Source organism: Sphingomonas sp. (genome assembly GCF_017304615.1).
Taxonomy (GTDB): Bacteria; Pseudomonadota; Alphaproteobacteria; order Sphingomonadales; family Sphingomonadaceae; genus Sphingomonas.
This window is the reverse complement of sequence record NZ_JAFKLZ010000002.1, coordinates 248772-273249: the sequence shown is the minus strand read 5'-3', so window position 1 is coordinate 273249 and position 24478 is coordinate 248772. Positions and strand designations below refer to the sequence as shown.

26 protein-coding genes and 1 other RNA gene are annotated in these 24478 nt (G+C 66.4%); 17 read left to right on the top strand and 10 right to left on the bottom strand.

From position 1 onward, the window contains the following. Positions 1-125: 125 nt before the first annotated feature. Genes rimP through rbfA form a run of 6 tightly spaced genes read left to right on the top strand, consistent with a single transcriptional unit; the run spans position 126 to position 6272 of the window. Positions 126-656 carry a ribosome maturation protein RimP gene (gene rimP, locus J0J06_RS09575; RefSeq protein ID WP_294041385.1) on the top strand — a complete coding sequence of 177 codons (531 nt, stop codon included), beginning with the start codon at positions 126-128 and terminating at the stop codon, positions 654-656. Next, positions 656-2263 carry a transcription termination factor NusA gene (gene nusA / locus J0J06_RS09570; protein ID WP_294041383.1) on the top strand — a complete coding sequence of 536 codons (1608 nt, stop codon included), beginning with the start codon at positions 656-658 and terminating at the stop codon, positions 2261-2263. Before rimP ends, nusA begins: the two co-directional genes overlap by 1 nt. Next, positions 2263-2493, top strand: a complete 231-nt coding sequence (locus tag J0J06_RS09565) for a 4-oxalocrotonate tautomerase family protein (protein WP_294041382.1) — start codon at positions 2263-2265, stop codon at positions 2491-2493. The genes nusA and J0J06_RS09565 overlap by 1 nt, the downstream gene beginning before the upstream one ends. Beyond that, a complete protein-coding gene (locus J0J06_RS09560) occupies positions 2474-3199 on the top strand; it encodes a DUF448 domain-containing protein (RefSeq protein WP_294041380.1) in 726 nt (241 codons plus the stop codon). Before J0J06_RS09565 ends, J0J06_RS09560 begins: the two co-directional genes overlap by 20 nt. Then, a complete protein-coding gene (gene infB / locus J0J06_RS09555; RefSeq protein WP_294041378.1) occupies positions 3196-5838 on the top strand; it encodes a translation initiation factor IF-2 in 2643 nt (880 codons plus the stop codon). The genes J0J06_RS09560 and infB overlap by 4 nt, the downstream gene beginning before the upstream one ends. A gap of 38 nt (positions 5839-5876) precedes the next feature. Next, entirely contained in the window at positions 5877-6272 is a 396-nt protein-coding gene (rbfA, locus tag J0J06_RS09550) for a 30S ribosome-binding factor RbfA (protein ID WP_294041377.1), read from the top strand. A 35-nt stretch (positions 6273-6307) separates the two neighbouring features. Here rbfA and J0J06_RS09545 read toward each other — a convergent pair whose 3' ends face one another. Beyond that, positions 6308-6757: a hypothetical protein gene (locus tag J0J06_RS09545; protein ID WP_294041375.1), complete on the bottom strand. Its 450-nt coding sequence runs from the start codon at positions 6755-6757 to the stop codon at positions 6308-6310. Positions 6758-6819: 62 nt separating this feature from the next. Between J0J06_RS09545 and J0J06_RS09540 the strand changes: the two genes are divergently transcribed. The 5 genes from J0J06_RS09540 to pnp all read left to right on the top strand — a co-directional run bounded on the left by J0J06_RS09540 (position 6820) and on the right by pnp (position 11613). After that, the gene (locus J0J06_RS09540; RefSeq protein WP_294041373.1) at positions 6820-7404 is read left to right on the top strand and encodes a thymidine kinase; all 585 of its coding nucleotides are present in this window, start codon (positions 6820-6822) and stop codon (positions 7402-7404) included. A gap of 21 nt (positions 7405-7425) precedes the next feature. Continuing rightward, positions 7426-7809 (top strand): DUF6491 family protein, encoded by a 384-nt coding sequence (locus tag J0J06_RS09535; protein ID WP_294041371.1) that lies wholly within the window; start codon positions 7426-7428, stop codon positions 7807-7809. 31 nt (positions 7810-7840) lie between these two features. Continuing rightward, positions 7841-8800, top strand: a complete 960-nt coding sequence (truB, locus tag J0J06_RS09530; protein WP_294041369.1) for a tRNA pseudouridine(55) synthase TruB — start codon at positions 7841-7843, stop codon at positions 8798-8800. A gap of 23 nt (positions 8801-8823) precedes the next feature. After that, complete coding sequence (rpsO, locus tag J0J06_RS09525) at positions 8824-9093, top strand: 30S ribosomal protein S15 (protein ID WP_146569285.1); 270 nt, start codon at positions 8824-8826, stop codon at positions 9091-9093. Between the two features lie 186 nt (positions 9094-9279). Continuing rightward, the gene (gene pnp, locus J0J06_RS09520) at positions 9280-11613 is read left to right on the top strand and encodes a polyribonucleotide nucleotidyltransferase (RefSeq protein ID WP_294041367.1); all 2334 of its coding nucleotides are present in this window, start codon (positions 9280-9282) and stop codon (positions 11611-11613) included. 161 nt (positions 11614-11774) lie between these two features. Here pnp and J0J06_RS09515 read toward each other — a convergent pair whose 3' ends face one another. The 4 genes from J0J06_RS09515 to ssrA form a co-directional block, all read right to left on the bottom strand. Next, the gene (locus J0J06_RS09515; RefSeq protein WP_294041366.1) at positions 11775-12443 is read right to left on the bottom strand and encodes a hypothetical protein; all 669 of its coding nucleotides are present in this window, start codon (positions 12441-12443) and stop codon (positions 11775-11777) included. A gap of 205 nt (positions 12444-12648) precedes the next feature. Continuing rightward, positions 12649-12978: a PilZ domain-containing protein gene (locus J0J06_RS09510; RefSeq protein ID WP_294041364.1), complete on the bottom strand. Its 330-nt coding sequence runs from the start codon at positions 12976-12978 to the stop codon at positions 12649-12651. Positions 12979-13036: 58 nt separating this feature from the next. Continuing rightward, positions 13037-13810, bottom strand: a complete 774-nt coding sequence (locus J0J06_RS09505) for a class II aldolase/adducin family protein (protein WP_294042467.1) — start codon at positions 13808-13810, stop codon at positions 13037-13039. A gap of 308 nt (positions 13811-14118) precedes the next feature. Next, positions 14119-14465, bottom strand: a transfer-messenger RNA (tmRNA) gene (gene ssrA, locus J0J06_RS09500). A 118-nt stretch (positions 14466-14583) separates the two neighbouring features. Between ssrA and J0J06_RS09495 the strand changes: the two genes are divergently transcribed. Next, positions 14584-15015: an Rrf2 family transcriptional regulator gene (locus J0J06_RS09495; RefSeq protein WP_294041362.1), complete on the top strand. Its 432-nt coding sequence runs from the start codon at positions 14584-14586 to the stop codon at positions 15013-15015. 128 nt (positions 15016-15143) lie between these two features. Here J0J06_RS09495 and mscL read toward each other — a convergent pair whose 3' ends face one another. Continuing rightward, complete coding sequence (gene mscL / locus J0J06_RS09490) at positions 15144-15575, bottom strand: large conductance mechanosensitive channel protein MscL (protein WP_294041361.1); 432 nt, start codon at positions 15573-15575, stop codon at positions 15144-15146. 142 nt (positions 15576-15717) lie between these two features. On the opposite strand from mscL, the gene J0J06_RS09485 reads away from it, so the two are divergent. The 4 genes from J0J06_RS09485 to J0J06_RS09470 are packed head-to-tail and all read left to right on the top strand — an operon-like array spanning position 15718 to position 18387. Further along, the gene (locus tag J0J06_RS09485) at positions 15718-16302 is read left to right on the top strand and encodes a LemA family protein (protein WP_294041359.1); all 585 of its coding nucleotides are present in this window, start codon (positions 15718-15720) and stop codon (positions 16300-16302) included. A gap of 26 nt (positions 16303-16328) precedes the next feature. Next, positions 16329-17183, top strand: a complete 855-nt coding sequence (locus J0J06_RS09480; RefSeq protein ID WP_294041357.1) for a TPM domain-containing protein — start codon at positions 16329-16331, stop codon at positions 17181-17183. Beyond that, positions 17183-17863 carry a TPM domain-containing protein gene (locus tag J0J06_RS09475; RefSeq protein ID WP_294041355.1) on the top strand — a complete coding sequence of 227 codons (681 nt, stop codon included), beginning with the start codon at positions 17183-17185 and terminating at the stop codon, positions 17861-17863. The genes J0J06_RS09480 and J0J06_RS09475 overlap by 1 nt, the downstream gene beginning before the upstream one ends. A gap of 56 nt (positions 17864-17919) precedes the next feature. Next, a complete protein-coding gene (locus J0J06_RS09470) occupies positions 17920-18387 on the top strand; it encodes an NUDIX hydrolase (protein ID WP_294042465.1) in 468 nt (155 codons plus the stop codon). Here the strand turns inward: J0J06_RS09470 and J0J06_RS09465 are convergent. Both J0J06_RS09465 and hrpB read right to left on the bottom strand, forming a co-directional pair. After that, positions 18384-18665: an ETC complex I subunit gene (locus tag J0J06_RS09465; protein WP_294041353.1), complete on the bottom strand. Its 282-nt coding sequence runs from the start codon at positions 18663-18665 to the stop codon at positions 18384-18386. The genes J0J06_RS09470 and J0J06_RS09465 overlap by 4 nt on opposite strands. Positions 18666-18674: 9 nt before the next feature. Continuing rightward, entirely contained in the window at positions 18675-21125 is a 2451-nt protein-coding gene (hrpB, locus tag J0J06_RS09460) for an ATP-dependent helicase HrpB (protein ID WP_294041351.1), read from the bottom strand. Between the two features lie 52 nt (positions 21126-21177). On the opposite strand from hrpB, the gene J0J06_RS09455 reads away from it, so the two are divergent. Next, a complete protein-coding gene (locus J0J06_RS09455) occupies positions 21178-22146 on the top strand; it encodes a cation diffusion facilitator family transporter (RefSeq protein WP_294041349.1) in 969 nt (322 codons plus the stop codon). Between the two features lie 126 nt (positions 22147-22272). Here J0J06_RS09455 and J0J06_RS09450 read toward each other — a convergent pair whose 3' ends face one another. Beyond that, positions 22273-23409: an NAD(P)/FAD-dependent oxidoreductase gene (locus J0J06_RS09450; RefSeq protein WP_366931224.1), complete on the bottom strand. Its 1137-nt coding sequence runs from the start codon at positions 23407-23409 to the stop codon at positions 22273-22275. 25 nt (positions 23410-23434) lie between these two features. Beyond that, complete coding sequence (locus tag J0J06_RS09445) at positions 23435-24421, bottom strand: proline iminopeptidase-family hydrolase (RefSeq protein ID WP_294041347.1); 987 nt, start codon at positions 24419-24421, stop codon at positions 23435-23437. Between the last annotated feature and the right edge of the window lie 57 nt (positions 24422-24478).

The following is a 24478-nucleotide window of genomic DNA, read 5'->3' as shown; positions in this document are numbered from 1 at the left end:
CCCGGACAATCGCTCTTGCCGAGCACCGCCGACCGGCCTATATCATCGCCACAATCTCTACATCGCTAGGTGAAGAGGTCGGGGGCAGAAGCTTCCGGCGCCGAACCTGCTTATCTGGACCAATCATGGCGGACATCGCCCGACTGACGCAATTGATCGAGCCCGAGGCGCAAGCGCTCGGCTTCGATCTCGTGCGCGTGCGGATTTTTGGCGGCGGGGACGACCTGACGCTGCAAGTGATGGCCGAGCGGCCCGATACGCGCCAGCTGACGATCGATGATTGCGCCGATCTGTCGCGGCGGATTTCGGAAGTGCTCGACGAGGCCGATCCGATCGAAGATGCCTATCGCCTCGAAGTGTCGTCGCCGGGCATCGATCGCCCGCTGACGCGGCTCCAGGACTTCGCCGACTGGGCGGGGCATGAGGCGCGAATCAAGCTGACGAGCGAGATCGATGGCCGCAAGCAATTGACCGGCGATCTCGCCGGGCTCGACGGCGACCGCATCGCCATCGACGTGAAGAAGCATGAGCGCATGACGATCGGCTTCGATCAGGTCGCCGACGCCAAGCTGCTCATCACCGACAGACTTTTAGCTGCAACCGCGCCGCTTTCCGACGAGGGCGCGGAAGAATTCGAAGAAGAAGGACAGGATTGATGGCCACCGCCGTTACCGCCAACCGTGCCGAGTTGATCGCGATCGCCAATTCGGTCGCGACCGAGAAGATGATCGACAAGGGCATCGTCATCGAGGCCATGGAGGACGCGATCCAGCGCGCCGCCAAGGCTCGCTACGGCGCCGAGAACGACATCCGCGCGAAGCTCGACCCGAATACCGGCGACCTTCGCCTGTGGCGCGTCGTCGAAGTGGTCGAGGCGGTCGACGATTATTTCAAGCAGGTCGACCTGAAGGGTGCGGAAAAGCTCCAGCCGGGCGCCGCGATCGGCGACTATATCGTCGATCCGCTGCCTCCGATCGAATTCGGCCGCATCGCCGCGCAAGCCGCTAAGCAAGTCATCTTCCAGAAGGTTCGCGATGCCGAGCGCGAGCGCCAGTTCGAGGAATTCAAGGATCGCATGGGTGAGATCATCACCGGTGTCGTCAAGCGCGTCGAGTTTGGCCATGTCGTCGTCGATCTGGGCCGCGCCGAGGGCGTGATCCGCCGCGACGCGCAGATTCCGCGCGAAGTGGTGCGCGTCAACGACCGCATCCGCTCGCTGATCCTCAACGTGCGACGTGAAAACCGTGGCCCGCAGATCTTCCTGAGCCGCGCGCACCCCGACTTCATGAAGAAGCTGTTCGCGCAGGAAGTGCCCGAAATCTACGACGGCATCATCGAGATCAAGGCGGCCGCCCGTGATCCGGGCTCGCGCGCCAAGATCGGCGTGATTTCGCATGACAGCAGCATCGACCCGGTCGGCGCCTGCGTCGGCATGAAGGGCAGCCGAGTTCAGGCGGTCGTGCAGGAAATGCAGGGCGAGAAGATCGACATCATCCCCTGGTCGGAAGACACCGCGACCTTCGTCGTCAACGCGTTGCAGCCGGCTAGCGTCAGCCGCGTCGTGATCGACGAGGAAGAGGACCGGATTGAAGTCGTCGTCCCTGACGACCAGTTGAGCCTCGCGATCGGCCGCCGCGGCCAGAACGTGCGCCTCGCGTCGCAGCTGACCGCCAAGGCGATCGACATCCTGACCGAGCAGGACGCGAGCGAGAAGCGCCAGAAGGAATTCCTCGAGCGCACCGAGATGTTCCAGAACGAGCTCGACGTCGACGAGACGCTCGCGCAGTTGCTGGTCGCCGAAGGGTTCGGCAGCCTCGAGGAAGTCGCATACGTCGAGGCCGACGAAATCGCGACGATCGAGGGCTTCGACGAGGACCTGGCCGCCGAGCTGCAGAGCCGTGCGCAGGAAGCGCTGGAGCGCCGCGAAGCCGCCGCGCGCGAGGAGCGCAAGGCGCTGGGCGTGTCGGACGATCTCGCCGCGATGCCCTACATGACCGAGGCGATGCTGGTCACGCTCGGCAAGGCCGGGATCAAGGAACTCGACGATCTCGCCGATCTCGCGACCGACGAACTGATCGAGAAGAAGCGCCAGGAACCGCGCCGCCGCGCCGAGGATGCGCCCAAGCGTCCGGAGCACAAGGGCGGCGTGCTGGCCGAATATGGCCTGACCGAAGAGCAGGGCAACGAGATCATCATGGCGGCGCGCGCGCACTGGTTCGAGGACGAGGAAGCGCCCGTAGCGGCGGAGGGTGAAGAGGCCTGATGCCGTTCGTCTCGATCCGTATTTCGGGCACCGCCACGAAGGACCAGAAGTCCGCGATCGTGGCGGACGTCACTCAGTCGCTCGTCGAGCGACTGGGAAAGGATCCGGCTGCCGTCCAGATCGTGATCGAGGAAGTGTCGACCGAAAATTATGGTGCAGGCGGCGTCCTGATCGCGGATCGCGACGCCCCGAAAGCGAAGGGAGACGCGCATGCGGACCCCTCGCAATGAGACCGCTCTAGGGCCTGAGCGTACCTGTATCCTGTCGCGCGAGCATGGGTCGCGGGAAGGGTTCATCCGTCTGGCGCTCAGTCCGGACGGTCAGGTGCTGCCCGACATTCGCGCCAAGGCCCCGGGGCGTGGCGCGTGGATCGGCGTGTCGCGCGCCGAACTCGATGCCGCGATCGCCAAGGGTAAGCTGAAGGGCGCTCTCTCCCGCGCGTTCAAGACCGGCGAGCTGGCGATTCCCGCCGATCTGAGCGACCGGATCGCCGATCAGTTGCAGCGCGCGTTCCTGGACCGGCTCGGGCTGGAGGCGAAAGCGGGCAACATCACCACCGGCACTGCGAAGATCGACGCGGCGGCAAGGAGTGGCCAGGTCCACCTCTTGCTCCACGCAGCGGACGCCAGCGCCGACGGTGCCGGCAAGCTCGCCCAGGCGTGGCGCGTCGGGCGCGATCTGGAAGGATCGGGCGAGCAGGGCTTGGCTTTGCCCGTCCCGCGCCCCATATTGTCATTGGCGCTTGGCCGCGAAAATGTGGTACATGTCGCCGTGACCGACCCCGCCGCCGGGGCCCGCGTTAAGCACGCGCTGGACCGCTGGCTGCATTTTATCGGCCCTGATTTGACACCCGAGCCTTGCGAAACGGCCTCGCAGGGCGCATCGGCGCTCCGCGTGGACGTCGGGATGGCCGGCAACGACGAGGATTTTGAGTGAGCGATACCGACAACGAAAAGCCGAAACTCGGAATGCGCCAGCCGCTGGGGCTGAAGCGCACGGTCGAGACCGGCAAGGTGAAGCAGAGCTTCAGCCACGGGCGCTCGAACACCGTCGTGGTCGAGGTCAAGCGTCGCCGTATCCTGGGTCCGGGCGGTGCGCCCGCCGAAGTGCCGGTGGTCGAGGAAGCACCCGCTCCGGCGCCCGCCCCCGCCGCGCCGGTTGCGCGCGCTCCGTCGGCTCCGGCCGGCGAGACGGCGCAGGAGCGTCAGGCCCGCCTGCTGCGCGAGGCCGAGGAACAGCGGATGCACGCGCTGGAGGAAGCGCGCCGCCGCGAGGACGCCGAGCGCCAGCAGGCCGTCGAGGACGAGAAGCGCCGCGCCGAGGAAAAGGCCAAGGCGCCGGCGGACAAGGCTGCCGAGCCGGCCGCCGCGCCCGCTGCTGCGCCTGCGTCCGAACCCGCACCGGCGCCCGCCGCCGCACCGGCCCCAGCGCCGGAGCCCGCGCCGATCGTCTCGCTCGAGCTCGACCCGTCGATGCCCGCGCCGCGCCGCTTCACGCCCGTCGCGCGTCCCGAAATCCCCAAGCCGCAGCCCAAGCCCGCACCGGCGCCGGCTGCTGCCGCGACGTCGTCGGCGCCGACCGCCCGCGCGTTGCCGACGGGTACCGGCCAGGCGACCCCGCGTCGGACCGAGACCGCGCAACCCCAGCGCCCCGGCCAGCGCGGCCGCACCGGCGACGAGCGCCGCGGCGGCAAGCTGACGGTCAATCGTGCGCTCGGTGGCGAAGACGGCGCGCGCGCCCGTTCGCTCGCCGCGCTGAAGCGGGCGCGCGAGAAGGAACATCGCCGCATGGGCGGCCCGCGCGAACTGCAGGCCAAGCAGGTCCGCGACGTCGCCGTCCCCGAATCGATCACCGTCCAGGAACTCGCCATTCGCATGGCCGAGAAGGGCGCCGACCTGGTCAAGGCGCTGTTCAAGATGGGCATGCCCGTCACGCTGACCCAGACGATCGACCAGGATACCGCCGAACTGCTGGTGACCGAATTCGGCCACAACATCACGCGCGTGTCGGACTCCGACGTCGATCTGGCGAGCGATACGGTCGAGGATGCGCCCGAGAGCCTGAAGCCGCGTCCGCCCGTGGTCACGATCATGGGTCACGTCGATCATGGCAAGACGTCGCTGCTCGATGCTCTCCGCGGTACCGACGTCGTTAAGGGCGAGGCCGGCGGCATCACCCAGCATATCGGCGCCTATCAGGTCACGCTGAAGGACAAGTCGAAGATCACCTTCCTCGACACGCCGGGCCACGAAGCGTTCAGCGAAATGCGCGCGCGCGGCGCCAACGTCACCGACATCGTCGTACTGGTGGTGGCGGCCGACGACGGGCTGATGCCGCAGACGATCGAGGCGATCAACCACACCAAGGCGGCCGGCGTGCCGATGATTGTGGCGATCAACAAGATCGACAAGCCCGAAGCGAACGCCCAGCGTGTGCGCGAGCGTCTGCTCGAGCATGACGTCCAGGTCGAGGAAATGGGTGGCGAAACACAGGACGTCGAAGTGTCGGCGACCAAGAAGACGGGTCTCGACCAGTTGATCGAGAAGATCCAGCTCCAGGCGGAATTGCTCGAGCTGAAGGCCAATCCCGACCGCGACGCCGAAGGCACCGTGATCGAGGCCAAGCTCGACAAGGGCCGCGGGCCGGTCGCGACCGTGCTCGTCACGCGCGGCACGCTGAAGGTCGGCGACGTGTTCGTGATCGGCGCCGAAAGCGGCAAGGTCCGCGCGCTCGTCAACGACAAGGGCATGCAGCTGAAGGAAGCCGGCCCGTCGATGCCGGTCGAGATCCTCGGCATTACCGGCGTGCCCCAGGCGGGCGATCAATTGCAGGTGGTCGAGAACGAAAGCCGTGCCCGCGAAGTCGCGGCCTATCGTGCCGGCGTCATCCAGGCCAAGCGCACGACCAATGCGCCCGCCAGCCTCGATTCGATGTTCTCCGCGCTGAAGGAGAAGCAGGCGATCGAATATCCGCTGGTGGTCAAGGCCGACACGCAAGGGACGGTCGAGGCGATCGTGGGCGCGATCAACAAGATTTCGACCGACCTCATCAAGGCGCGTGTGCTCCATTCGGGCGTCGGCGGCATCACCGAGAGCGACGTGACGCTCGCGGGGGCCAGCGGCGCGCCGATCATCGGCTTCAACGTCCGCGCCAACGCCAAGGCGCGCGAAATCGCCGATCGGCAGAAGGTCGCGTTGAAATATTACGACGTGATCTACGAACTGACCGACGAGATCCGCGCCGGCATGGCGGGCGAGCTCGGGCCGGAAGCGTTCGAGACGGTCGTCGGCCGCGCCGAAATCCGCGAGGTCTTCTCGGCGGGCAAGCACGGCAAGGCGGCGGGTCTGCTGGTCACCGAAGGCGTCATCCGGAAAGCGCTCAAGGCGCGCATCACCCGCGACGACGTCATCATCTATACCGGCGAAATCGCGTCGCTGCGTCGCTTCAAGGACGACGTGGCGGAAGTTCGCGCCGGCCTGGAATGCGGCGTGACGTTCAGCCAGAACTTCGTCGACATCAAGGCGGGCGACTATCTCGAAACGTTCGAGGTCGAACTGCGCGAGCGGACGCTCTGATCGGACGGCTCCGGTGAAAACCGGGGCCGCTTTTCGCCATGAAGCATAACGACGGCGCCCAGGAAAAATCAGTCCGCACGCTACGCGTCGGCGAGCAGGTGCGGCATGTCCTGTCCGAAATCCTGCAGCGCGGCGACGTGCACGACGAGACGCTCGCCAGTCATATGGTCTCGATCACCGAAGTCCGCATGTCGCCCGACCTGCGCCACGCGACGGTCTTCGTGAAGCCGTTGCTCGGTAAGGACGAGGCGGCGGTGCTGAAGGCGCTGCGCACCAACACCGCCTACCTTCAGCGCGAAGTCGCGCATCGCGTGAAGATGAAATACGCCGCGCGGCTCAAGTTCCTGGCGGACGAAAGTTTCGATGAAGGCAGCCATATCGATGCGCTGCTGCGCGACCCGCACGTCGCGCAGGATATTGGTTCGGACGACTAGCCGCGCCCCTGGCGGACCAGCAGAGTGCCGCTTGCCTATAGGATCAGCGCTGCGGCGACGCCGGTGGCGATGGCGCGATGCTCCGGCGGGAAAAAGCACGCTGCCCCTCCGATGGCGACCAGTCCGGCACCCGTACGATAATATAGCGGCACCGGAATCCACCGCGCGAGCGGAATGAAGTGCAAGCCGACGATGATCGCGATCGCGGGCATCACCAACGTCGGCAGGTGCAGGTTGATCAGCACGTTCGCGGCGATGAAGATCGCTATGCCCTCGACCCCCGTCGCGATCCCCACCACGCGGCCGACATGGTCGCCCTCAGCCGGATTGCCGGTGCCGACTGGCTGTCGTCTCGCCCAGAAAAGGATCACCGCCGACACCAGGATAGGCACGACCGCCAGCGATGCCGGAAGCCGCCCGACCATGATCGCGGCGATGCCCCAGATCGCGGCCATCACGTTGAGCACCCAGATTCCGCCGCGCATCGCTCGCTCCTTTATGTCGCCTGCATAGACGGGCGCCGCAATCCGTGGCTAGGCTGGAGGCCATGGCCAAGCTCTATTTCTACTACGCGTCGATGAACGCGGGAAAATCGACCACCCTGCTTCAGGCCGATTTCAACTATCGCGAGCGCGGCATGGCGACGATGCTGTTCACCGCCGCGATCGACGATCGTTTCGCGACGGGGACGATCACCTCGAGGATCGGGCTCGACCAGCCCGCGACGCCGTTCGACGCGGCGACCGATATCGCCGCGATTGTCGCGGAGAGGCACGCGCACGAGAAGGTCGCGTGTGTGCTGGTCGACGAGGCGCAGTTTCTGACGGGTGCGCAGGTGGATCAACTCGCGCATCTCGCCGACGTGGTCGGCATTCCTGTGCTCGCTTATGGTCTCCGCACCGACTTCCAGGGGCAATTGTTCGAGGGCTCGGCGCGGTTGCTCGCGCTGGCGGACTCGTTGGTCGAACTCAAATCAGTGTGCGAATGCGGGCGCAAGGCGACGATGAACTTGCGGGTCGATGCGCAAGGGCGCGCGGTGGCACATGGCGCGCAGACCGAGATCGGCGGCAACGACCGCTATGTCGCGCTCTGCCGCAAACACTTCACCGAGTGTTCAGCCGCCGCGGCCTAGTTTCGTCATCGGAGAATGACGATGAAGCGCTTCCTTTTCACGCTGGCGACCGCGGTTCTCGTTGCGGCGCCCGCTCTCGCCAAGCAACCCGTCTGGCCGGCCGATCAGATCGGCAAGGAGAAGAGCATCCCGTTCGTCGGCACGATCGGACTCTATGATTTCCAGCCTGATGGTGATCGTGGAGTCTGGCTGCAGGACCAGCGGCGCCGTTGGTATTATGCGACGGTGGTGGGGCCGTGCATCGGCCTTTCGGTTGCGACGCGAATCGCGGTCGATACGCGGTTCAACGGAACCCAGCTAGACCGCACCGGATCGCTGCTGGTCGATCGCGAAAGCTGCAAGATCGACAGCCTGACAGCGAGCAACGGTCCGCCGCCCAAGCCCAAGAAAGCCAAGAAGGGCTGACCGCCGCGCGCCGACCCGCTAGGGCCGCGCGGTGCATGGGTGGATCGTACTCGACAAGCCGCTGGGGCTCGGCTCGACGCAGGGCGTGAGTGCGGTCAAGCGCGCGCTGCGTCAGGGCGGTTACGGCAAGTTGAAGGTCGGGCATGGCGGCACGCTCGATCCGCTGGCCACGGGCGTGTTGCCGATCGCGATCGGCGAGGCGACCAAGCTTGCCGGACGGATGCTCGACAGCGATAAGGTGTATGACTTCACCATCGCGTTCGGGATCGAGACCGATACGCTCGACCTGGAGGGGAAGGCGGTCGCGGAGAGCGACGTGCGGCCGACCGTCGAGCAGATCGACGCGGTATTGCCGCGCTTCACCGGCGCGATCGAGCAGGTGCCGCCGGCCTATTCAGCACTCAAGGTCGATGGCGAGCGAGCCTATGATCTGGCGCGGGCGGGGGAAGAGGTCGCGCTCGCCACGCGACACGTGACGGTGCACTCCCTTACTCGTCACCCCGGCCTTGTGCCGGGGTCTGCCGCGCCTCAAGCGGGATCGCCGGTCGAGACGCAGATCCCGGGACAAGCCCGGGATGACGAGCGGGTTGATGAGGCGACCCTAACCGCGCACGTCTCCAAGGGCACCTACATCCGTTCCCTCGCGCGCGACATCGCCCGCGCGCTGGGTACCGTCGGCCACGTCACCTATCTCCGCCGCATCAAGGCCGGTCCGTTCGACCTGTCCCACGCGATATCGCTGGACAAACTGGACGAAGCCGCTAAGGGCCCCACCCTTGAACAATATCTCCTGCCGCTGAGGGCGGGGCTGGACGACATCCCGGCTCTCGCGCTCGATCCCGACCAGGCAGGGGCGCTCCGACAGGGGCGCGTTCTGGTCGGGATTGCCAAAGACGATGGCCTTCACTTCGCGACGCTGGGCGATACGCCGGTTGCATTGGTGGAAGTCACCAGCGGGGAAGCCCGTGTTGTCAGAGGCTTCAACCTATAGTCCGCGATGTCGAAGGAAACAGAATGTCGATTACGCCGGAGCGCAAGGAAGCGCTGATCAAGGAACATGCCCGCGCCGAAGGCGACACGGGTTCGCCCGAAGTCCAGGTCGCGATCCTGACCGACCGCATCAAGACCCTGACCGAGCATTTCAAGACCCACGCGAAGGACAACCATTCGCGCCGCGGCCTGCTCATGATGGTCAACAAGCGTCGCTCGCTGCTCGACTATCTCCGCAAGACCGAGGGCGATCGTTACCTCGCGCTCATCGCGAAGCTCGGTCTTCGCAAGTAACGCAATCGTTCGGCCCGCCTCGGCGGGCCGTTTACGTATTGCGTTACCCCCGCGCAGGCGGGGATCCAGAGCCACGAGCAATTCGGCACGTGGCTTCGGAGCGACAACTCGCTCCACACCGCGCGGGCCGGCTAGCCCGCACATAGGCCCCCAATCGCATCGGGCGATGGGAGTGAAGGATACAAAATGTTCGATACCAAGAAGGTAAGCATCGAGTGGGGCGGCAAGACCCTCACGCTCGAAACGGGCAAGGTTGCCCGTCAGGCCGACGGCGCGATCATGGCGACGCTCGGCGAAACCGTCGTGCTGTGCGCGGTCACCGCCGCCAAGTCAGTCAAGGAAGGGCAGGATTTCTTCCCGCTCACCGTCCACTATCAGGAAAAATATTCGGCCGCCGGGCGCATTCCGGGCGGCTTCTTCAAGCGCGAGCGCGGCGCGACCGAGAAGGAAACGCTGGTTTCCCGCCTCATCGACCGTCCGATCCGCCCGCTGTTCCCGGAAGGGTTCTACAACGAGATCAACGCGATCGCTCAGGTGCTGTCGTATGACGGCGAGAACGAGCCGGACATCCTGGCGATGGTCGCCGCGTCGGCCGCGCTGACGATTTCGGGCGTGCCCTTCATGGGTCCGATCGGGGCCGCGCGCGTCGGTTACCTGAACGGCGAATACATCCTCAACCCGACCGACGAGCAGGTCGCCGAGGGCGATCTCGACCTGGTCGTGGCCGCGACCTACGACGCGGTGATGATGGTCGAATCCGAAGCCAATGAGCTGTCGGAAGAAGTCATGCTGGGCGCGGTCCTGTTCGCGCACGACGCGTGCAAGGAAGTCGTCAAGGCGATCGTGAAGCTGGCCGAGCAGGCCGCCAAGGATCCGTGGGAAGTCGCCTCGGGCGACGACAATGCCGCGCTCAAGGACAGCCTGAAGAAGCTGATCGGCAAGGATATCGCCGCCGCCTACAAGCTGACCGACAAGTCGGCTCGTTCGAACGCGCTCAACGCGGCGCGCGCGAAGGCGAAGGAGCAGTTCACCGCCGACGGGCTGACCCCGCAACAGGTCATGGCCGGCATCAAGCTGACCAAGAAGCTGGAGGCGGAGATCGTCCGCGGCGCCATCCTGAAGGACGGCACCCGCATCGACGGCCGCTCGACCACGCAGATCCGCCCGATCGTCGCGGAAACGCACTTCCTGCCCCGCGCGCACGGTTCGGCCTTGTTCACCCGCGGCGAGACCCAGACGATCGCCACGGCGACGCTGGGCACCAAGGACGCCGAGCAGATGATCGACGGCCTCAACGGCCTGTCCTACCAGAACTTCATGCTGCACTATAACTTCCCGCCCTATTCGGTCGGCGAAGTCGGCCGCTTCGGCGCTCCCGGGCGTCGCGAAGTCGGCCACGGCAAGCTCGCCTGGCGCGCGCTGCACCCGGTGCTGCCGACGAAGGAGGAGTTCCCCTACACGATCCGCCTGACCAGCGACATCACCGAGTCGAACGGCTCGTCGTCGATGGCGTCGGTATGCGGCGGCAGCCTGGCGATGATGGACGCCGGCGTGCCGATCAAGCGCCCGGTCTCGGGCATCGCGATGGGTCTGATCCTGGAAGGCAAGGATTTCGCGATCCTGTCCGACATCCTGGGTGACGAGGATCATTTGGGCGACATGGACTTCAAGGTGGCGGGAACGTCCGAAGGCATCACCACGATGCAGATGGACATCAAGATCGCGGGCATCACGCGCGAGATCTTCGAAGCCGCGCTGAACCAGGCGAAGGCGGGCCGCGCGCACATCCTGGGCGAGATGAACAAGGCACTTGATCACACGCGTGAAGAGCTGTCGGCGCACGCCCCGCGCATCGAGACGATGCAGATCGACAAGTCGAAGATCCGCGACGTCATCGGCACCGGCGGCAAGGTGATCCGCGAGATCGTCGCGACGACCGGCGCCAAGGTCGACATCGACGACGAGGGCGTGATCAAGGTCTCGTCGAGCGACCTGACCCAGATCGAGGCGGCGATGAAGTGGATTCGCGGCATCGTCGAGGAGCCGGAAGTCGGCAAGGTCTATGACGGCAAGGTCGTCAACCTGGTCGACTTCGGCGCGTTCGTGAACTTCATGGGCGGCAAGGACGGCCTGGTCCACGTCTCCGAAATCAAGAACGAGCGCGTGGAAAAGGTGTCCGACGTCCTGAGCGAAGGCCAGGAAGTCAAGGTCAAGGTCCTCGAGATCGACCAGCGCGGCAAGGTCCGCCTGTCGATGCGCGTCGTCGACCAGGAAACCGGCGCCGAGCTGGAAGACACTCGCCCGCCGCGCGAACCGCGTGAGGGCGGTGACCGTGGCCCGCGTGGCGACCGTGGTCCGCGTCGTGACGGCGGCGGCGGTCGCGACCGTGGCCCGCGTCGCGATGGCGGCGATCGGGGTCCGCGCCGTGACGGCGGCGACCGCGGCCCGCGCCGCGAACGCTCGGAAGGCGGCGATGACCAGGGCCATGTGCCGGCGTTCCTGACGGGCGGCGACGATTAAGCCTGGCGCTTAGGTTGCAGAAAGAGGGCCTCGGCGGGAACGCCGGGGCCTTTTTTTGTTGGAATTTGACAGCTTGTCCGTGCTTCAAGGCCGATAAGCGGCGTCACCCGGCATTAGCGATGTGCGCTAGATCGTGCGGCTTGTTGACCGGCGACGGGGATTCATCTCGCAGTCTTTGCAACCTCTGCATCGACGGCAGCTTCGGCGGGTGTCTTGCCGGATTCGGCATCGTAGTTGGTTACCCTAGCGATCATACCAACTGGACGTTCCGAATCCGCGTCTGGGGTCCAAGTTAAAAAGGGCTTCTTCTGACGCAAACGAATACCTACGGCACCGCTGATCTTCATTGTTTCAGTTAGATCGCCGTCAGCCGGTCCATACTTCACCCTCCAATCGATCCGGCCTTCAAGGTATTGACCTGCCTTCAATGGAAACGAAATTGAGTCCATGTCAGCGTTCACGCTGAGGCTGGGTCCAATTGTGAGTTCGGGAAAGTCGCCTCCCGGCCTATCGGGCTTGAACTCTGCCACGCTCGATGTGACCTCGGAAACTCGAGAGCGGATTGGGTCCGCTCCTAGGTTACGGAGGATTGCCGAGAAATTGATGCGGTATTGTCCGGGCTTTTGATTAGTGCCGTCGGGAGCAACTGACATATCGACATTGACCAGACCCAACTTAACATCGGGCTCGATCTTGGGCTTTGCAGTAACCGCGTCGAAGGTCTTTCGAAGCGAGTCCAGCCCGCCAAAAAAAGCACCATAGGCTGATATGGCTCCTACGAGCGTAATCACGCTGGTCACTACCCAGTGCTTTTTGATGCTCTCCAACATTTTCCGGCCCCCACCGCTCTGTCAGTAGCCTAATCATACCAACAGCTTATTCAAGGGTGAGCCGGATGTATCGTCAGTGCTGGGCCGTCGGTGGCCGCCTCGCCTGTGGAGTAAATCCCGCGTCGTCAGACAGCGCTGGTGGCGTCGCCGGCCGACTCGGTTTTCCAGCGCGACATTAGCTGTCGCGAATGTCTGGTCGCCGCGCTTAGGCTTTCAACCGCGCGATATGGTCCACGATTGCGGGGTGCAGCGGGGTGTCGAATTCGATCCCGAACCGGTCGTCGACCGCATTGTGCCAGACGACTCGCCCCGCGAAAGACTGGAAATTGGCGATCGTCACGAACAGCCGCGCCCCGACCGGATAGACGCCCGGCGCGACGATCGCGCAGCCGCCGACCGACAGGTTCTCGATCATGCCGGTCTCGCGCCCGCTCTCGCGCGACCGCACGCTGACCGGCGCGCCCAGCTCGATGCGGGTGAACTTGCGCTGTTCGACGCGCGGCGATTTCTCCAGCGTGCAGGCAAGGTTGAGCATGCGCGCCAAGCTGACGCACAGCCGTTACCGATTGGTAAATGCGGGTGCGCGCGGGAGGCTAGTTGCGGAAGCTCGGGTCAATGCGGTCGAGCTTCCTGAGGAGCGCAGGCCAGGCGAGCCGTTCGGCGACCATGCCCATGCCCCCGGGGGCGGACTGGATCGCGACCTTTTCCTCGGTGCCCTGCGGCGGGTTGTTGAGGCCGTCGCGGCCGGCGGCGAGCATATGCACCTGCGCCTCACACGCGCGCTCCAGGAAATAGAGCCGCAGAAAACATGCCGCGACCGAATTGCCGACGGTCAGCGTGCCGTGATTGCGCAGGATCATCGCGTGCTTCTCGCCGAGATCGGCGACCAGACGCTCGCGCTCGTCCAGGTCGGTCGCGATTCCCTCATAGTCGTGATAGGCGACGTTGTGCTTGGCGATCATCGCGGTCTGGGTGTGGGGGAGCAGGCCGAATTCCATCGCCGACACGGCCTGGCCATAAGGGGTATGGAGGTGCATCACCGCGCTGGCGTCCTCGCGCGCCATGTGGATCGCGGAATGGATCGTGAAGCCCGCCGGGTTGACCGGATGTTCGGACTTGCCGACCGGATTGCCCTCGACGTCGATCTTGACCAGGCTCGACGCGGTGATCTCCTCGAACATCATGTCGTAGGGGTTGATCAGGAAGTGATGCTCCGGCCCCGGCACACGCGCCGACAGGTGCGTGAAGATGAGATCGTCCCAGCCATAGAGTGCGACGAGGCGATAGGCGGCGGCGAGATCGACTCGCGCCTCCCACTCGCCGGGGGCCATTTCGCTGCTGGTATCGACCGTCGCCAGTGTCGCCATCATCACTCTCCGAGTCTGTTTGGGAGAGCATACCGCAATTTCGAAGGGGAGGGGAAGTGGTACCGCCTCTCGTCACGCCGGACTTGAGCCGACGTACGCTCTCCAACGCGCCGGAAGCAGCTGGACCCCGGCTTAAGGCCGGGGTGACGGAGGGAATATCGTAAAGGGATGCGGCGTGGCGAAGCCACCCCGTCGGTCCTCGCGGGCGCGAGGCCGGCCGTGCTTCGTGTCGGGCGCGGACTAGCCGTGCTAATCCGCTACACGAAGCAGTGGAGAGGCTTCTGTTGCCCGGTGCCTCTCCGAACCGCTGGAATCCCTTCTGTTGCCCGGTGGGTCCAACCGCGCATTTTAGTCTAACCTTGGGCCGTTAGGCCGTAGGGTTAGGCCGCAATAGCGAGTGCTTCGTTATCGTTGGCACTTGTGTACGGGCCGTCACGGTGGTCCCATTCCGAGCAAAAGACAGCGCCTTTCAACACACGTCGATCCTGGTTCGGCCCCGTCAGAAACGGTGTCCAGTACACCACCTTTTATGGTGGAGCCGCCGGGTACTGCCCCCGGGTCCGCTGCGTCTATTATACGTCGTCGTTTATCGCCATAGCCGGGCCGAAGCCCTTGCACGGGCCAATATAAGGACTCGGCGCTTAAAGAAAAGTGGGCGCTTTTTTGCGGCGCTCTCACGCCCGATAGCTGTGATGATTGAGCCACGCCGTGACGTCAAAAAGCACCGCTTCGCCTTCCCTGCGCCACAATATTGCGTAATAAAGTATCGCACCATGTTGACGCAGCGTTCCCGGTACGCGCTCCGCGCGATGCTTTATCTGGCCGAAGCCCCGGTGGGCGGTCCGCCGATCCCAATGAACCGCATCGCCGACAACGCCAACGTCCCGCGCAAATTCCTCGAACTGATCCTCGCCGACCTGCGCGAGGCCGGGTTCATTCACAGCCATCGCGGCAAGGCCGGCGGTTACTGCCTGTCGCGCCCGACGCACCTCATTTCGCTGGGCGAGATCATCCGCGTGATCGAAGGCCCGCTGGCGCTGGTGCCGTGCGTCAGCCGCACCGCGTACCGCCGCTGCGCCGATTGCAAGGACGAAGCGACCTGCGCGATCCGCAACGCCATGGCGCGGGTGCGCGATGAGACCGCGCGCATCCTGGACGGCACCAGCCTCGCCGATGCCGTCGCTGAGGATCTGGCGGCTGCTTGAACCCGGTATTTTCCTGATCTGATCGAGTCGACCGTGCTCCGGCGAAGGCCGGAGCGTTGGCCGGGTGGGGTTTCGGTTGCCAACGCTCCGGCCTTCGCCGGAGCACAGCGTCTACCAAGCAGTGTCGGTCAGCTTTTCTTCTTCAACTCATCCCTGATTTCCCGCAGCAACACGACGTCGGCGGGGTCGCCCGCAACCTCTTCTACGGGCGGCGGCATCATGCGGTTCACCGCGCGGATCATCAGGAAGATGATGAAGGCGATGATGACGAAATTGACCGCCTGGGTGATGAACTCGCCATAACCGAGCAGCGGCACGCCGGCCTTCTTGAGCGCGGCGTAGTCGGTCGACCCAGCCAGCGCCGCCGGCACCTTTTCCGGGTTGAGGACGAGGAAATGGCTCGAGAAATCGAGTCCGCCGAATATCTTGCCGATCACCGGCATGATGATGTCGTCGGTCAGGCTGGTGACGATCTTGCCGAACGCCGCGCCGATGATCACCGCGATGGCCAGGTCCATCACGTTGCCGCGCATGATGAACGCCTTGAATTCCTTGAACATTGCCGCACCCTCTTCGCCGTGGACGCGGCGAGGTTAGGCCGCGCGCGGCGGACACTGCAAGCCGCGATTGTCGCATTTCCCTTTTCGCGCAAATGACGACCCCCTACATTGCGGCGCGCAAGGGTTCTGGAGGGTCGTTCCCATGAAGTTTCGTAGCGTTATCCTGTTTGCCGTCGCCGCCACGCTGTCGGCGTGCGGGGTCAATTCGGTGCCGACCGCAGAGGAAGCGGCGAAGGCACGCTGGGCCGACGTCCAGAACCAGTATCAGCGCCGCGCCGATCTGATCCCCAACCTCGTCGCGACGGTGAAGGCCGCCGGCGCACAGGAGAAATCGATCCTGGTCGAAGTGACCAACGCGCGCGCCGCCGCGACCAAGGTCCAGGTGTCGGCGGGCGACCTGACCGACCCCGACAAGATGGCCGCGTACCAGCGCGCCCAGGCGGGCATCACGCTGTCGCTGCAACGGCTGCAGGAGGCGTATCCCGAGCTCAAGAGCCAGGGCAATTACACCGTGCTGATGAGCCAGCTCGAAGGGACCGAGAACCGCATCACGATCGCGCGGAGCGATTACAACAATGCGGTGCAGGCCTATAACACCAAGATTCGCACGTTCCCCGACGCGATCGGCGCCAAGATTTTCTACGGCGCGAAGCCGATGGTGCCGTTCCAGGCGACGACGCCGGGCGCGGACACCGCGCCATCGGTCAATTTCGGCAATTCGAACTGATCGCTGATCGATAGGAGGCCGGGGCGATGACGCTCCGCAAGCTCGGCTGGTTGCTGGCGTTGCTGCTGTTCGCAGGAGCAGGGCCGGCAACAGCGCAGACCTTTCCCAAGTTCACGGGCTTCGTCGTCGATGCGGCGAACGTGCTGGATCCCGCGACCGAGGCCGCGCTGACAGCGAAGCTCGATGCGTTGCAGAAGGACACGCACCGACAGTTGGTCGTGGCGACGATCCCCGATCTGCAGGGCTATCCGCTCGAAGATTACGGCTATCGGCTCGGCCGCGCCTGGGGCGTTGGGCTGAAGGACGCCAATAACGGCATCATCCTGTTCATCGCGCCCAACGAGCCGGCCGGGCATCGCGGGCCGCGGATCGAGGTCGGCTACGGGCTGGAGCCGGTCGTCACCGACGCGCTGGCGAGCGTCATTATCAACCAGAAGATGATGCCGCTGCTCAAGGCAGGGCAAGTGCCGCAGGCGATGACCGCGGGTGCCGATGCATTGATCGAGCAGCTTCGCGCCTCGCCCGATGAAGCGAAGGCCCGCACTGACGCCGCGGTCGCCGAGTTCGACCGCACGCATAAGCGGTCGTCCGGCGGCGATGCCGAGATTCCGGTGGGGCTGATCATCTGGGGGCTGATCATCGCGTTCGTCATCCTGTCGAGCCTCCGCGGCGGACGGCGCGGGCGGGGCTATCGCGGTGGCAGCGCGCCGGTGATCCTGTGGGGTCCGGGCACGAGCGGATGGGGATCAGGCGGATCGTCATGGAGTTCCGGCGGATCGTCCTGGGGCGATTCGGGCGGTGGCGGCGGCTGGGGCGGCGGCGGCTTTTCGGGTGGCGGCGGCGGATCGTTCGGCGGCGGCGGGGCGTCGGGCGGATGGTGATGCCGCGCTTTCCCCTGAACGAGCAGGATCACGCGCTGGTAACCGACGCCGTGACCGCTGCTGAGGCCGGGACGGATGGCGAGATCGTGACGATCGTCACTCAGCGATCCGATGAGTATCGCGACACCGGATTGGTCTGGGGGGCGATGGCGATGCTGCTGGTCGTCGCGCTGGCGGCGGCGATGCCGTGGGCGATCGACACCAAGATAGCGCTGGTGACGGGCGGCTGGGGCGAAGCGCCTGGCATGGCGATGCGCTTCGTGGCGCTGCTGCTGATCGAGGCGATCGTGTTCGGGCTGGTTTTGCTCGCGTTCCGACGTTCTCGATTGCGCATGTTCCTGACGCCGTCACATGTCCGGGCACGGCGCGTGCGCGGGCGGGCGATCCGCTATTTCAAGGTCGGCGCGGAAAAGCGCACCGCGGCGCGGGTCGGCGTGCTGCTCTACCTGTCGCTCGACGAGCGGCTGGCCGAGATCGTCGCGGACCAGGCGATCCACGCCAAGGTGCCGCCCGAGCGTTGGGGCGACGCGATGACCGCGCTGGTCGACGAGGTGCGCGCGGGCCGCCCTGCTCAGGGCATGGCGGCGGCGGTCGCAGCGATCGGTGTCATCGTCGCCGAACATTTCCCGAAGACCGAAGACGATCGCAACGAACTCCCCGACCGGCTGATCGAATTGTGAGCGTGACCGACGCCGACGCGGCGGAGGAGGTGGTCTGGGCGGGCCGTTTCCTTGAGATGAAGAAGCGCGGTCGCTGGGAATATGTCGGTCGCGTCGGCGGCGTGCAGGCGGCGGTGGTGCTGGCGATCGATGACGGGGATGTGATCCTGGTCGAACAATATCGCGTGCCGCTAGGGCGGCGATGCCTGGAACTGCCGGCGGGGTTGGTCGGGGACGAGGAAGCGGGGGAGAGCGCGGAAGCGTCCGCCGTGCGCGAGCTGAAGGAGGAGACGGGCTATCGCGCCGATCGCGTGACTTCGCTGGGCGCGTTCTACGCCTCGCCCGGCATGGTCAGCGAATGCTTCACGCTGGTGCGCGCCGAAGGGCTGACCAAGGTGGGTGATGGAGGCGGCACGGCGGACGAGGACATCACCGTTCACCGCGTCCCGCTGACCGGGATCGCCGATTTCATCGCCGAGCGCCGCGCCGCGGGCGTCGCGATCGACGTCAAATTGCTGACGCTGCTTGGGCCGTCTTTGCTTTAGCGGAAATTGTCGGCGTAGGCCTGGATCTTGAGCGTCCGCGTCGGTGCGGGCACAACCTCGAACGCCAGCCCGTTCTTCTCGGCATAGGCGATCGCGGCTTCCACGGTCGCGAAGCCCAGCCGCACCTGCTCCCGCGTGTCGCCCGACCCTGCCCAGCCGGTCAGCGGATCGGGGTGCTTGGCTTCGGCAGGCTCGAATTCGAGCATCCAGCGATCGGTGCGATAGCGCCCCGACTGCATCGCGTTCTTGGGGCGTTGGAAGATACGGGCTTTGGCCATGCGCGTCCTCTAACTCTTCTTCGCCGTCCTTGCATCAGCGTTTTTCGTGCGCAGCGTCGGGTTGGCGGCGGCGGGATCGTCGGGCCACGGATGGCGCGGATAGCGGCCGCGCATTTCCTTCGCGACGGCGGCCCAACTGCCCGCCCAGAAGCCGGGCAGGTCGCGGGTGGTCTGGATCGGCCGGCCGGCGGGCGAGGTGAGGCTAAGCACCAGCGGCACTTGACCATTGGCGACGGTCGGGTGCTTGGCGAGTCCGAACAATGCCTGCGGGCGCAGCTCGACGGTCGGCCCGCCTTCCGCCGCATAGTCGATCGCGGCGCTCGACCCGGCGGGCGTGTCGAGCCGCGCCGGGGCGATCCGGTCGAGCGCGCGCATCGCGTCCCAGCCGATCAGGTTGCGCAGAGCCTCGGCAAGGTCGGCGTCGGACAGCCCGGAAAGGCGGCGCTTGCCCGAGAGGATCGGTGGGAGCCAGTCGTCGAGACGTTCGGTCAGCGCTTCGTCACCGAGCGAGTCCGTCCAGCCGTGCGCGGCGGCGAACGCGGCGCGATGGCGGAGCGCGGTCGCGGCGTCGCCCCAGGGGAGCAGCGACAGGCCATGCTCGCGCACCCCCTCGACCAGCGCGGCGGCGATCGCGGCCGGATCGGCGTTGCTGTCCGGCCCGCGCGACAAGGCGATCGCGCCAAGCCGCCGCTCGCGCACCGCCTCGACCGCGCCGGTCGCGGGGTCGAACGCGAAGCTGCGTCGCGTCTCGATACGGTCGGCGAACAGCGTTTCCACCGTCGTCTGGTCGATCGCCGCCGCCGACAGGATGCGCGCCCCGGCCGCCACGCCCTGCGTTTCGGCGACCGCGAGCCATTCGGCGGTCGCGAGGCTATCGGCCGGGTCGAGCCGGAACCCCCGCCCGCCGACCGACGCCCAGCGCTCGCCCGACGCGTCGCGGCGGCGGGAGACGCGGTCGGGGAAGGCGAGCGCGATGGCGATCGCGACGCCGTGCGCGTCGGGCGACCGCTGCTTCGCCTCACCGATCGTCCACCGCTCCGCCAATCTTCTCGCGCTGTCCGCCCGCGGTCCGCGCTCGCTGCGGAACCGGCGCACGCGTGTCTCCAGGTCGGTGCCCGGCCCGCCGAGCCCGCGCTCGCCAAGCAGCACGGCGACCTCTGCGGCCTGCTTCGCCAGCCCCATTTCCCCCGCCCGCACCAGCATGTGCGCGAGGCGCGGCGGCATCGGCAGCCTGGCGATTGCGCGGCCGTGCGCCGTGGGGCGGCCGTCCGTGTCGAGCGCCTCCAGCGTCGCGAGCCGTGCGCGCGCTTCCGCCACGGCGGCGTCGGGCGGCGGGTCGAGCCACGCCAGCGCGTGTGGATCGGCGACGCCCCAGATCGCGCAGTCGAGCACCAGCGCCGACAGATCGGCCTCGAGAATTTCGGGCGGGTCGAAGCGCGGCAAACCGGCGGTCGCAGCTTCCTCCCACAAGCGATACGCGACCCCCGGGCCCTGCCGCGCGGCGCGCCCGGCGCGTTGCGTCGCCGCGGCCTGGCTCGCGCGTTCGGTGACGAGGCGCGTCATCCCGGCCGCGCGGTCGTAGCGCGGGCGGCGGGCGAGGCCTGAATCGACCACCACCGAAATGCCGTCGAGTGTCAGGCTGGTCTCGGCGATGCTGGTCGCGAGGACGAGCTTGCGCATGGCCTCGGGCGCGATCGCGGCGCGCTGCGCGGGCGGCGGGATCTGGCCGTGGAGCTTGTGGAGCGCGACGCGGGGGATGTCGCCGAGCCGTTCGGCGACACGCTCGATCTCCGCGACGCCGGGCAGAAAGGCGAGCACGCCGCCCGTTTGCTCGCGCAAGGCGAGGCGGATCGCGCTCGCCATCTCGTCCTCGATCCGCGCCTCGCCGCGCCGTCCAAGGTAACGCAGGTCGAGCGGGTGGCTGCGTCCCTCGCTTTCGATCACCGGCGCGCCGCTGAGCAGTTTGGCGAACCGCGCACCGTCGAGCGTCGCCGACATCGCGACGAGGCGGAGGTCGGGGCGCAACGCGGCCTGCGCGTCGAGCGCCAGCGCCAGCCCGAAATCGCTGTCGAGGCTGCGCTCATGCACTTCGTCGAACAGCACCGCCGACACGCCCGCCAGTTCGGGATCGGCCTGAATCCGAGCGACGAAAATGCCCTCGGTCACGACCATTACGCGCGTCGCGCCCGACCGCTTCGAATCCATCCGCGTTGCGTAGCCGAAGGTCTTGCCGACCGGCTCGCCCGCGAGTGCCGCCATCCGCTCGGCGGCGGCACGCGCGGCGATGCGGCGCGGCGAAAGCAACAGCACCTCGCCCGCGCACCACGCTTCGCCCAGCAGGGCCGGTGCGACGGCGGTCGTCTTGCCCGCGCCGGGCGGCGCGACGAGCACGGCGTTCGACCGCTCGGCAAGCGACGCCAGCAAGTCCGGCAGGACGGCGAGGACGGGAAGATCGGTCATTCTGTCGCGCGTCCTAGTATCACATGCATCCGCGATGCTAGGCAGCGTTACGATGCCCCCGCACGATCATCACGGCCACGACCATGCGCACGATCATGGCAAGCCGCACAAGCACGATCACGGCCATGCCGGGCACAGCCATGGGCCGGGCGGGCACCATCACGGGCCGCTGACGTTCGACCGGGCCTTTGCGATCGGGATCAGTCTCAACATCGTCTTCGTTATCGTCGAGTTCGGACTCGGCTTCGTGTCGCAATCGGTCGCGTTGATGGCCGACGCCGGGCACAATTTGTCCGACGTCCTGGGGCTGGCGGTGGCCTGGGCCGGGGCGACGCTTGCGCGGCGCGGGGCGACCAAGCGGTTCACCTACGGCTTCAAGGCATCGACCATCCTCGCCGCGCTGCTCAACGCGTTGCTGCTGCTGATGGCGATGGGCGCGATCGTGTTCGAGGCGGTGATGCGTTTCGGCGAGCCTGCCCATGTAAAGGGCGCGGTCGTCGTCGTCGTCGCGGCGATCGGCATCCTCGTCAACGCCGCTACCGCCTGGCTGTTCGCGCGCGGGCAGAAATCCGACATCAATCTGCGCGGCGCGTATCTCCACATGGCGGCGGACGCGACCGTCTCGGCGGGGGTCATGCTGGCGGGCGTCGCGATCTGGTTCACGGGCGCGAACTGGATCGATCCGGCGACGTCGATCGTCGTGTCGGCGATCATCTTCTGGCAGACCTGGGGCCTGTTGCGCGAAACGATCGAGATGTCGCTCAATGCCGTGCCGCGCGCGATCGATATCGATCAGGTCGAGGCGGCGCTGAAGGCCCTGCCCGGCGTGAGCGCGATGCACGATCTGCACATCTGGCCGATGTCGACGACCGAAACCGTGCTGACCGCGCATCTGGTGATGGCCGACACGCCGGGGGCTACTTTCCTGGCGGAGGCGCAGACGATGCTGCACGAACGCTTTGCGATCGGGCACGCGACGATCCAGATCGAACAGGGCGAGGCCTGCGCGACCGGTTGCTAGAGCGGTTTCTTATGGTCTGAATCGTGCTCCGGCGAAGGCCGGAGCCGTGGCGATCGGCGCCTGAAGCTTTCAACGCTCCGGCCTTCGCCGGAGCACCGATGTGTTCCCATTTGTGTGGCTTAGGCGCTAGGCGAGGCCGAGCCGGCGCATCGGGCTGCCGACGATCCCCGCCACCATCGCCGCCATCACCCTGGGCGCGGGCCACACCTTGGTCAGCGGGGCGACGATGACGTCGCGGAGCAACGGCAGCATCGCGCCGTCGGACTGATAGACCGGGGTGAAGAGGCGGCTCATTAGCTGGTAGAGCGCGACATGGTCGCGGCGGAGCGACAGGGCCAGCGCCAGCGCGTCCCCCAGGGCCTCGCGTTCCCGCAGCGCGAACGCCAGCGCCCAGGCGTCGAGCAGCGCCATGTTGACCCCCTGGCCGAGCTGCGGGCTGGTCGAATGCCACGCATCGCCGAGATGGATCAGGCCGGGTTCGGCGGGACGGCGGAGCGTACGGTGGGCGTAGCGCGCGAAGGTGAGCTGGTCGGGATCGGGGATCTGGTCGAGCAAGGGCGCGGTCGCGGGCCAGAGCGCGCGTACCTCTTCCTTCCAGACGTCGAGGCCCGCGGTGCGCCAAGCATCGACCTGGTCGGCGCGGAGCGACCAGAAGAAGGCGGCTTGCCCGCGCCCGATCGGCAGCACGCCGACCATCCGGTTAGCGGCGCGATAGCGTTGTTCGAGCGCGTGGCCGTCGAACCCGTCGGTCCAGTCGAGGCTCGCCCATAACGCGCCATAGGCGAGGTCGCGCCCGGTCGGCGGCGCCAGCGTGCTGCGCGATCCGAGCGCATCGACAATCAGGTCGAACGGCCCCGCGCGCTTGCCGTCGGCGAAGGCCAGGGATCCGTGTTCATGGCCCGCGATCGTGCGCCCGCCCTCGATCGCGATCCCCGCCGCCGCGACCGCCGTGTGGAGCAGATCGAACAGGCTCGCGCGGTGAATGCCGACCCCGAACGCCCCGGCGTCGAGCTTGCCGTAGCGCACGTCGAGCACCGTCCGGTCGCGGTCGTTGCGCCCGAAGAGCCGATCGATCCGAGCGCCGCTTTCGACCAGCGCCTCCTCCAGCCCAAGCTGCCGCAACACCGCGCGCCCGGTCGGCTGGATCATCAGCCCCGAACCGATCGGCCGCGGCGTCTCGAACCGTTCGAACAGGGTCACGCGATGCCCGTCGCGGTGCAGCAACAACGCCGCCGCCAGCCCGCACGGCCCGCATCCGGCGATCGCGATGTCGAGCGCTTTGGTCAGGTTAGACCTTCTTCAGCCAGGCGAGCAGGTGGTCGAAATAATAGGCCTGGTCGTCCCACATTGCCATATGGCTGCCGTTGGGACAGACGAACCCCTGCGCGTTGGGCATCAGCGTCGCCATCTTCAGCATGTCCGCCGGGTCCATTTCGTCATAACGCGCCCCGATCGTCAGCGCGCGGGTCTTGATTTCGTGCAACCGGTCCCAGCGTTCCCAGTCCTTCAGGTTGCCGGTGACAAGGAACTCGCTCTTGCCCTGCATCTCCTCGTAGATCTTCGCGTTGAACCGCGCGAACGACCGCGTGACGGGCTCGGGCCAAGGCACGGTGCGGCACAGCATCTGCGGGTAGAGCGTGCCTTCGACGATGCGGTGATAATCGGCATTGTCGTAGTCCTGCGCCGCTTCGAGCTCGGCGAGCCGTTTGCGATCGGCGGGCGACAGCCAGTCCTTGATCGCCGCGGTGCGCCGCAGATAGGCTTTCATTCCCGCCGTCATGTTGGAGATGACCAGCCCGCGCAGATGGCGTTGATATTGCAGCGCATAGTCGATGCCGAGGATGCTGCCCCAGCTGTGGCCGAGCAGGACGAACTGGTCGAGCCCCAGGCCCTGGCGCACCTCCTCCAGCTCGCTGACAAAGCCGGGCAGCGTCCATAGCGCGGGATCGTCGGGTATGTCCGAATTGCCGCAACCGAGCTGGTCGTAATAGATCATCTGGATACCGGCGGGCGGCAGGAAGCTTTCGAACGCTTCGAGGTAATCGTGCGTCGCGGCCGGCCCGCCATGGAGTAACAGCACCTTGATCGGTCCGTCGCCGATCGTCTTGGTCCACACCTTATACTTGCCGCCGCGCACCGGGAGCATCTTGATTCCCGCCGTCTTGATGCCGGGCGGGTTGAGCGGGTCGGCGGAAGGGGTGGCAAATCCGGGTGCCGACGCCGTGCCAGCAAGCGTCAGCGCCGCACCCGACATGAGGAAATCGCGTCGATCCATGGTGTGTCCCTTATTGTTAAAACTTATCGTGATCGCGGGGAGATGGAAGTGGCTAGC